Source organism: Limosilactobacillus sp. (assembly GCF_051873035.1).
Classification (GTDB): Bacteria; Bacillota; Bacilli; order Lactobacillales; family Lactobacillaceae; genus Limosilactobacillus.
Map to the genome: position 1 here is coordinate 1 of NZ_JBJEEL010000047.1, position 7,717 is coordinate 7,717.

Here is a 7,717-nt window from a genome sequence, read left to right on the forward strand (position 1 = left end):
TTGCGTACAAAAAAACTGGCATTGATTTTCATCAATACCAGAAAGTGTAGACCCAGTAAAAGACCGCTGATTAAAATTGGCGGTCTTTTTCATTTTATCCCAATGGGAGTGTGACAGAAGTCGTTTACGACTTTGTCTTCACGACGCGTAGCTAGGCTATCTGCCACCCCCGCGAGCACAAATAGGGGTTCAGAGTTCGGCTTTGCCGGGCTCTGGACCCCATTTGTGTACCGCGTTGTTCACTTTTGATCTATACAGAGTGATTTATGTCACGTCCCCATTTTTTTAATTATTTTTCGGCTAATGAAAGCGTTAAACGAATTATATAGCCGGCATGTCAGCTTGTTACTAGAATTTGTACGAACTATATTACCTGTTGAAAAGAATAATCTTCGTGTTATACTAAAAGCACCGAATGATAAGGAGGTAGAGCCGTGGAATCGTTAGTGATTCGTGGGAATGCATTTACCGCTCAAGATCAATACCATGTTCAGAACCTAACTGATTGTTTGGTTTGTATTGATCCTGACGGCTGGGTAGATCGGGTTCTTTTACCAGCAGATCGGGATTATAGCCGGGTCCTCACCGCTGCTCGTCAGCATCACCAACTGCGTGAGTTAGCCCAGGGAGAATACCTTCTTCCCGGCTTTGTTGACCTGCATGTGCATGCACCGCAATGGCCACAGGCGGGGTTAGCGCTCGACCGGCCGCTGGCAGACTGGTTAAACGTATATACTTTTCCGCTTGAGGCCCGCTTTAGTGATTGTTCGTTTGCTAGGAAGGTATATGCCGACTTTGTCCGGACACTACTGGCTCACGGAACAACTACGGCCATGATGTTTGGTACGATTCACGTTGATGCCAACCTGGTGTTGGTAGATGAATGCCAACAGCAGGGACTGCGCGGGTATGTTGGTCAGGTCACTATGGATAATCCGGACCAGACGCCCGACTACTACCGGGATCATTCCGTTAAGGAAGCCCTGACAGCGAGCGAACGGTTTATCCAGCGGGTGCAGGCTATTCCAGACCCGAACGACCTGGTAACACCGGTGATCACGCCCCGCTTTGTACCGTCCTGTACCGATGCAGCTCTGGCGGGGTTAGGTCGCCTGGCGGCTAAGTATGACCTGCCAATTCAATCCCACGTCAGCGAGAGTAACTGGGAAAGCCAGTATACAATTGACCGTTTTGGAATGCACGACGCGGAAGTGCTGGATCACTTTGGCCTATTGACGCCACGAGCAGTGATGGCCCACGGAACACAATTGACTACTGGGGATATGGAATTACTCAAGCAACACCAGACGACAATTGCCCATTGCCCAATTTCTAATATCTACTTTGGCAATGGGGTGCTACCGGTTCAGCGCCTGTTAAAGATGGGGAATAAGGTCGGCCTAGGGTCCGATATTTCGGGCGGTTACACTCCCAGCCTATACCACAATATTCGTCAGGCAGTTAAATCATCCCGGATGTTGACGGATGGGGTTGATAGCCGGCGCCCCGCTGAACAGCGCGGGGTTGCTAATTCCCAGATCACGGCAGCCACTGCCTTTTACCTGGCAACGGCTGGCGGTGCTCAAGCTTTACACCTAGCTGCCGGACGAATCGCCGCTGGTTATCGGGCGGACCTGCAGGTGGTGCAAGCACACCGGACGTGGGGAAGGTCGTCCGCTGCCGATGTATTTGAACGGCTGATGTATCAGACTGAGACGGCCGATATCAAGGGTGTGTACGTTAACGGTCGCTTGGTATACGAAAATTAATTATGAAAAGGTAGAAGGAAGAAGAGAAAAATGGATACGAAAGCACATTTATTAATAGGCCCAGATGAGAAGGTACCGACGGGGGAAGCGGTCCTATTGGGACTGCAACACGTCTTAGCAATGGACGTCTATGTCCCACCGATTATTCTGGCGGGGCTCCTGGCAATGGGGGCGGTGGACTCGACCGGCCTCCTGCAGGCAACCTTCCTGGCGGCTGGGATCGGGACAATCTTGCAGACCGCCTGGTTTATGAAAATGCCGGTTTCCCAGGGACCATCCTTTGTACCGTTAACGGCGGCTGCTGGAGTTGTTATGGCCAGCGGTGGAGTACATGGCGGTGGGATGGCCACCTTAATGGGGGCGCTACTGGTCGGCGCCATCCTACTAATTCTGCTTGGTATGAGTGGAATCTTTCAGAAGATCATCAACCGGCTAGTACCGGCAGTGGTCGGCGGAACTATTATTACTTGCGTGGGGCTATCCTTGATTCCATCCGCTTTGAACGACAACATCTTCGAGGCTAAAGGAAACGTCTACCAGAACATGGAACTGGCAGGGGTGACCGCGTTGATCCTGCTGGTTTGTGTCGCCATCAGTATTCGTTTTCCACGGGTTCAAAAACTTTTTAAGACGGGTTCCATCGTCATTGCCCTGTTGGTCGGGACGGCGTTGAGTGCTGCCATGGGCCGCTTTGATGCCTCATCTGTTGCGGCGGCTCCCTGGTTCAGCCTACCGCAGCGGACGGTTTTCCACTGGGGAATGCACTTTGATCTGACGGCTATTCTGACCTTTATTATCATTTATGCAATCTTAACAACGGAAACTACTGGAACCTGGTTTGCAATGGGGGCCGTTACTAACCACACCATCACGAAAAAACAGTGGAACCGGGGGATCATCGGTGAAGGACTAAGTTGTCTAGTAGCAACGATCACCGGGACGACCCCAGTTACTGGCTATTCAACTAACGCCGGAATTGTCTCAATTACTGGGGTGGCCAGTAAGCGGGTCTTTATCGCGGCAGGTGGCTGGTTCATTATCCTTGGCTTTTGTACCAAGCTCTCGGCCTTTCTGGCAGCCATCCCAGCACCAGTTATCGGTGGGGTGTTTGCGATCATCACCGTAACGATCATGCTGAACGGTCTAAATGTTATTCGGAATTTGAAAACAGGGGAAAGTGACCTCTACATTATCGGGTTACCGATTGTAATTACGATTGCCTTAGTATTAGTACCGAAGAAGATCGTAAGTGCCGCTCCCCAGATGGTGCAATACTTGTTGGGATCCCCGATTGCGATCGCGGCTCTATTGGCGATCATTCTTAACTTACTGATGCCCAAACGCGCTCAGCTGTAATTTATATATATGAAGAAAAAATCGTAAATGATGGATTAATAACCATTATTTGCGATTTTTTAAATTTTTATGGAAAAATTACGGCTAAATTGAAAACAATTTTACTTTACAAAAATATTTCATCTAAAATAAATCCATTTAAACACTTGATATGACGGCGATTCTTTTGTATTATGGATAGGTGCTTGAGCTTAGGAGGCAGATTTGCCCTGCCCCCATAGCGGTTTAAGCTGCGAAGCGATGATGCGGAAGGTTGCGACACACCCGGCCGCTTTGCCACAGGATGTGGCGGTAATTTCCGCGGAGCTAGTCAAATTTTAAATCTGACGAAGGAGGGAACATAATGGCAAAACAAAAGATTCGTATTCGGTTAAAGGCTTATGAACACCGTATCCTCGACCAATCTGCTGATAAGATCGTTGATACCGCTAAGCGGACAGGTGCTCAAATCTCAGGTCCTATCCCGTTGCCAACTGAACGGACTATCTACACTGTTATCCGTTCACCACACAAGTTTAAGAAGTCTCGGGAACAATTTGAAATGCGGACCCACAAGCGTTTGATCGACATTATTGATCCAACACCAAAGACTGTTGACTCATTGATGAAGCTCGATCTGCCAAGTGGTGTTGACATCGAAATCAAATTGTAATTATTTTTCTACTATATAAATACTAAAACATTAAAATTGGAGGTGTACTCATGGCCAAAGGAATCTTAGGTAAAAAGGTTGGAATGACTCAAGTATTCACTGACAACGGTGAATTAGTTCCAGTTACTGTTATCGACGTAACTCCAAACGTTGTTATGCAAATCAAGACCGTTGAAAACGATGGTTACAACGCTGTACAACTTGGTTTTGACGACAAGCGCGAAATCTTGAGCAACAAGCCTGAACAAGGTCATGCAGCAAAAGCAAATACGACCCCTAAGCGCTTCATCGGTGAAATCCGTGACGCTGAATTAGGGGATGACATCAAGGTAGGAGACGAAGTTAAGGCTGACGTCTTCGCTGAAGGTGAAACTGTCGACGTTACGGGTGTTACCAAGGGTCATGGTTACCAAGGTAATATTCACAAGGATAACCAGTCACGTGGACCAATGGCTCACGGTTCTCGTTACCACCGTCGTCCAGGTTCATTGGGTGCCATCATTAACCGTGTCTTCAAGGGTATGAAGCTCCCAGGCCGCATGGGTAACAAGACGGTTACTATGCAACACTTACAAGTTGTTAAGGTTGACTTAGACAACAACGTCTTACTCATCAAGGGTAACGTTCCTGGTGCAAACAAGTCATACGTTACTATTAAGAACTCTGTAAAGGCTAACACTAAGAAGAGCCTGAGCAAGCAACACAACAAATAATCAGAAAGGAGGAAGTAAATAATGACTAGCGTTAATTTGTACAAGCAAGATGGTAGCCAAAACGGTTCAATCGAATTGAACGATGCGGTTTTTGGTATTGAACCTAACCAAAACGTTGAATTTGATGCTATCCTGCGTCAACGTGCTTCATTGCGTCAAGGTACTCACGCCGTTAAGAACCGTTCTGCAGTTAGCGGTGGTGGTAAGAAGCCATGGCGTCAAAAGGGAACTGGTCGTGCTCGTCAAGGTTCTATCCGGGCACCACAATTCCGTGGTGGTGGTATTGTCTTCGGACCTACGCCACGTTCATACAAGTACAACCTTCCTCGTAAGGTTCGTCAACTTGCTATCAAGTCAGCTCTTTCCCAAAAGGTTCTGGACAACGCATTAGTTGTTGTTGATGCATTGAACTTCGATGCACCAAAGACCAAGGAAATGGCTGGCGTTATGAACAGCCTGAACGTTGCTGAAAAGGCACTGGTTGTTGTCACTGATGATGACAAGAACGCTGCTTTATCTGCACGTAACCTGGCAAACGCAACGGTTGTTAACCCAGCTGGTGTTAACATCTTAAACGTTGCTGACGCCCAAAAGGTTGTTATTACTAAGTCAGCTCTTTCTCAAGTAGAGGAGGTGCTCGCATAATGGAAGCACGCGATATTATTTTACGTCCAGTAGTTACCGAAGCTTCAATGGCCGGTATGGACAACAAGCGTTACACTTTTGATGTTGATTTACGAGCAACCAAGACTCAAGTTAAGAACGCGGTTGAAGAAATCTTCGACGTTAAGGTTGTTAAGGTTAACATCATGAACGTTAAGGGTAAGAAGAAGCGTCAAGGTCGTTATGTCGGCTACACTAAGCGTCGTCGTAAGGCTATCGTTACTCTTTCTGCCGATTCAAACGAAATCAAGCTGTTCAACGATGACAGCGAAAACTAATCATTAGAAAAAGGAGGAAAACATAGTGGGAATTCGTAAGTACAAACCTACTACTAACGGTCGCCGGAACATGAACGGTTACGACTTCGCTGATATTACGAAGACTACACCTGAAAAGTCATTATTGGCTCCATTAAAGCACACTGCCGGCCGTAACAGTTATGGTCACATTACTGTTCGTCACCGTGGTGGTGGTGTTAAGCGCCAATACCGGATCATTGACTTCAAGCGGATCAAGGATGATGTTCCTGCAACCGTTAAGGCCATTGAATACGATCCAAACCGTACTGCCAACATTGCTTTATTGGTTTACGCTGATGGTACTAAGTCATACATCATCGCACCAAAGGGCTTGAAGGTTGGTATGACCGTTCAATCAGGTCCGGATGCAGATATCAAGGTTGGTAACGCTCTTCCATTGAAGAACATTCCAGTTGGTACTGTTATTCACAACATTGAATTAAAGCCAGGTAAGGGTGGTCAACTTGCTCGTTCAGCAGGTGCTTCTGCTCAACTCCTTGGTAAGGATGAAAAGTACGTATTGGTACGTCTCTCATCTGGTGAAGTTCGGATGGTTCTTGCAACCTGCCGTGCCACTGTTGGTACTGTTGGTAACGACGAACACGCCCTGTTAATCAAGGGTAAGGCTGGTCGGAACCGTTACGCTGGTCAACGTCCACACGTTCGTGGTTCTGTAATGAACCCTAATGATCACCCACATGGTGGTGGTGAAGGTAAGCAACCTGTTGGTTTACCATCTCCTCTGTCTCCATGGGGTAAGAAGACCGTTGGTAAGAAGACCCGTTCACACAAGGCTCGTTCAAACAAGTTCATTGTTCGTGGTCGGAAGCGCGGTCCACATACTCGTTAATATTTATATACGTTCTAATACCCGAGAGGAGGTACACTAAATGGGTCGTAGTTTGAAAAAAGGACCTTTCGCTGATGCTTCATTACTGAAGAAGGTTAAGGAGCAAGAAGGTTCTGAAAAGAAGACGGTCATCAAGACCTGGTCACGTCGTTCTACCATTTTCCCAAGTTTCATTGGTTACACATTTGCTGTTTATGATGGTCGGAAGCACGTACCAGTTTACGTACAAGAAGACATGGTAGGTCACAAGTTGGGTGAATTTGTTCCAACTCGTACTTTCCACGGTCACGCAACTGATGACAAGAAGACTGGTAAGTAAGGAGGGTGAATTAATAAATGGCTGAAAACATCACATCAGCTAAGGCAACTGCTAAGATGGTGCGTGTGCCTGCACGTAAGGTTCGCCTCGTCTTAGACGCAATTCGCGGCAAGAGCGTTGCTGAAGCATTTGCTATTCTGAAGTTCACCAACCGTGGCGCCGCTTCAGATGTTCAAAAAGTTTTAAATTCTGCTGTTGCAAACGCTGAAAACAACTTTGATTTAGATCGTGCTTCATTGGTTGTAAGCGAAGCCTACGCAAACGAAGGACCAACCCTTAAGCGGTTCCGTCCACGTGCAAAGGGTTCTGCTTCACCAATTAACAAGCGGACTAGTCACATCACAGTGGTTGTTACAGAACGATAGGAGGAATGAATAGTGGGTCAAAAGATCAATCCTAATGGTTTTCGTGTCGGAGTCATTCGTGATTGGACTGCAAAGTGGTACGCTGATAAAGACTTTGCTAACTACCTGAACGAAGACCTTCGGATCCGTAAGTACATTGAAAAGCGACTTGCTGATGCCTCTGTATCAACCGTTGAAATTGAACGTGCCGCAAACCGCGTCAACGTTTCAATTCACACTGCCAAGCCAGGTATGGTTATTGGTAAGGGTGGTTCAGAAGTTGAAGCACTTCGTAAGGAATTAAACAAGTTAACTGGCAAGCGTGTTCACATTAACATTGTGGAAATCAAGAAGCCAGACTTGGATGCACACCTTGTTGGTGAAAGTATTGCACGTCAACTGGAAAACCGGATCGCTTTCCGTCGTGCTATGCGTGGAGCTATGCAACGTGCTATGCGTGCTGGTGCCAAGGGTATCAAGACGCAAGTTGCTGGTCGTTTGAACGGTGCTGATATGTCACGTATCGAATCATACTCAGATGGTACTGTTCCTTTGCATACTCTTCGTGCTGATATTGACTACTCTTGGGACGAAGCTAACACTACTTACGGTGTTCTGGGTGTTAAGACTTGGATCTACCGTGGTGAAGTTCTTCCTACCAAGAAGGAAAATGATGATGAACAAGGAGGGAAGTAAGACATGCTAGTACCAAAGCGAGTAAAGCACCGTAAGGTTCAACGTGGTCACATGCG

The 7,717-nt window shown here is 47.0% G+C and carries 10 protein-coding genes; all 10 read left to right on the forward strand.

The window, feature by feature from the left end; genetic code table 11:
• The first annotated feature begins 434 nt into the window (after nucleotides 1–434).
• The 10 genes from guaD to rpsC all read left to right on the forward strand — a co-directional run bounded on the left by guaD (nucleotide 435) and on the right by rpsC (nucleotide 7,661).
• Complete coding sequence (gene guaD / locus ACI31H_RS04435) at nucleotides 435–1,769, forward strand: guanine deaminase (protein WP_439770794.1); 1,335 nt, start codon at nucleotides 435–437, stop codon at nucleotides 1,767–1,769.
• A gap of 30 nt (nucleotides 1,770–1,799) precedes the next feature.
• Nucleotides 1,800–3,125: a uracil-xanthine permease family protein gene (locus ACI31H_RS04440; RefSeq protein WP_439770795.1), complete on the forward strand. Its 1,326-nt coding sequence runs from the start codon at nucleotides 1,800–1,802 to the stop codon at nucleotides 3,123–3,125.
• Nucleotides 3,126–3,468: 343 nt separating this feature from the next.
• The gene (rpsJ, locus tag ACI31H_RS04445; protein WP_057805852.1) at nucleotides 3,469–3,777 is read left to right on the forward strand and encodes a 30S ribosomal protein S10; all 309 of its coding nucleotides are present in this window, start codon (nucleotides 3,469–3,471) and stop codon (nucleotides 3,775–3,777) included.
• A gap of 50 nt (nucleotides 3,778–3,827) precedes the next feature.
• The gene (gene rplC / locus ACI31H_RS04450) at nucleotides 3,828–4,490 is read left to right on the forward strand and encodes a 50S ribosomal protein L3 (protein ID WP_003714508.1); all 663 of its coding nucleotides are present in this window, start codon (nucleotides 3,828–3,830) and stop codon (nucleotides 4,488–4,490) included.
• Nucleotides 4,491–4,511: 21 nt separating this feature from the next.
• On the forward strand, nucleotides 4,512–5,135 hold the full coding sequence (rplD, locus tag ACI31H_RS04455) for a 50S ribosomal protein L4 (RefSeq protein ID WP_439770796.1): 624 nt from the start codon (nucleotides 4,512–4,514) through the stop codon (nucleotides 5,133–5,135).
• A complete protein-coding gene (rplW, locus tag ACI31H_RS04460) occupies nucleotides 5,135–5,431 on the forward strand; it encodes a 50S ribosomal protein L23 (protein WP_439770797.1) in 297 nt (98 codons plus the stop codon). Before rplD ends, rplW begins: the two co-directional genes overlap by 1 nt.
• Nucleotides 5,432–5,456: 25 nt before the next feature.
• Nucleotides 5,457–6,302 (forward strand): 50S ribosomal protein L2, encoded by an 846-nt coding sequence (rplB, locus tag ACI31H_RS04465; RefSeq protein WP_439770798.1) that lies wholly within the window; start codon nucleotides 5,457–5,459, stop codon nucleotides 6,300–6,302.
• A gap of 40 nt (nucleotides 6,303–6,342) precedes the next feature.
• Nucleotides 6,343–6,621: a 30S ribosomal protein S19 gene (gene rpsS, locus ACI31H_RS04470; RefSeq protein WP_003714506.1), complete on the forward strand. Its 279-nt coding sequence runs from the start codon at nucleotides 6,343–6,345 to the stop codon at nucleotides 6,619–6,621.
• A gap of 17 nt (nucleotides 6,622–6,638) precedes the next feature.
• A complete protein-coding gene (rplV, locus tag ACI31H_RS04475) occupies nucleotides 6,639–6,986 on the forward strand; it encodes a 50S ribosomal protein L22 (protein WP_047767347.1) in 348 nt (115 codons plus the stop codon).
• A 12-nt stretch (nucleotides 6,987–6,998) separates the two neighbouring features.
• Nucleotides 6,999–7,661, forward strand: a complete 663-nt coding sequence (gene rpsC / locus ACI31H_RS04480) for a 30S ribosomal protein S3 (RefSeq protein ID WP_439770799.1) — start codon at nucleotides 6,999–7,001, stop codon at nucleotides 7,659–7,661.
• The last annotated feature ends 56 nt before the right edge of the window (nucleotides 7,662–7,717 follow it).

Excerpts from the sequence above, each read along its gene's own strand:
- rplC (WP_003714508.1), top strand. The coding sequence starts at position 3,828 with ATGGCCAAAGGAATCTTAGGTAAAAAGGTTGGAATGACTCAAGTATTC.
- rplW (WP_439770797.1), top strand. The coding sequence starts at position 5,135 with ATGGAAGCACGCGATATTATTTTACGTCCAGTAGTTACCGAAGCTTCA.
- rplV (WP_047767347.1), top strand. The coding sequence starts at position 6,639 with ATGGCTGAAAACATCACATCAGCTAAGGCAACTGCTAAGATGGTGCGT.
- rpsJ (WP_057805852.1), top strand. The coding sequence starts at position 3,469 with ATGGCAAAACAAAAGATTCGTATTCGGTTAAAGGCTTATGAACACCGT.
- rplD (WP_439770796.1), top strand. The coding sequence starts at position 4,512 with ATGACTAGCGTTAATTTGTACAAGCAAGATGGTAGCCAAAACGGTTCA.
- rpsS (WP_003714506.1), top strand. The coding sequence starts at position 6,343 with ATGGGTCGTAGTTTGAAAAAAGGACCTTTCGCTGATGCTTCATTACTG.
- ACI31H_RS04440 (WP_439770795.1), top strand. The coding sequence starts at position 1,800 with ATGGATACGAAAGCACATTTATTAATAGGCCCAGATGAGAAGGTACCG.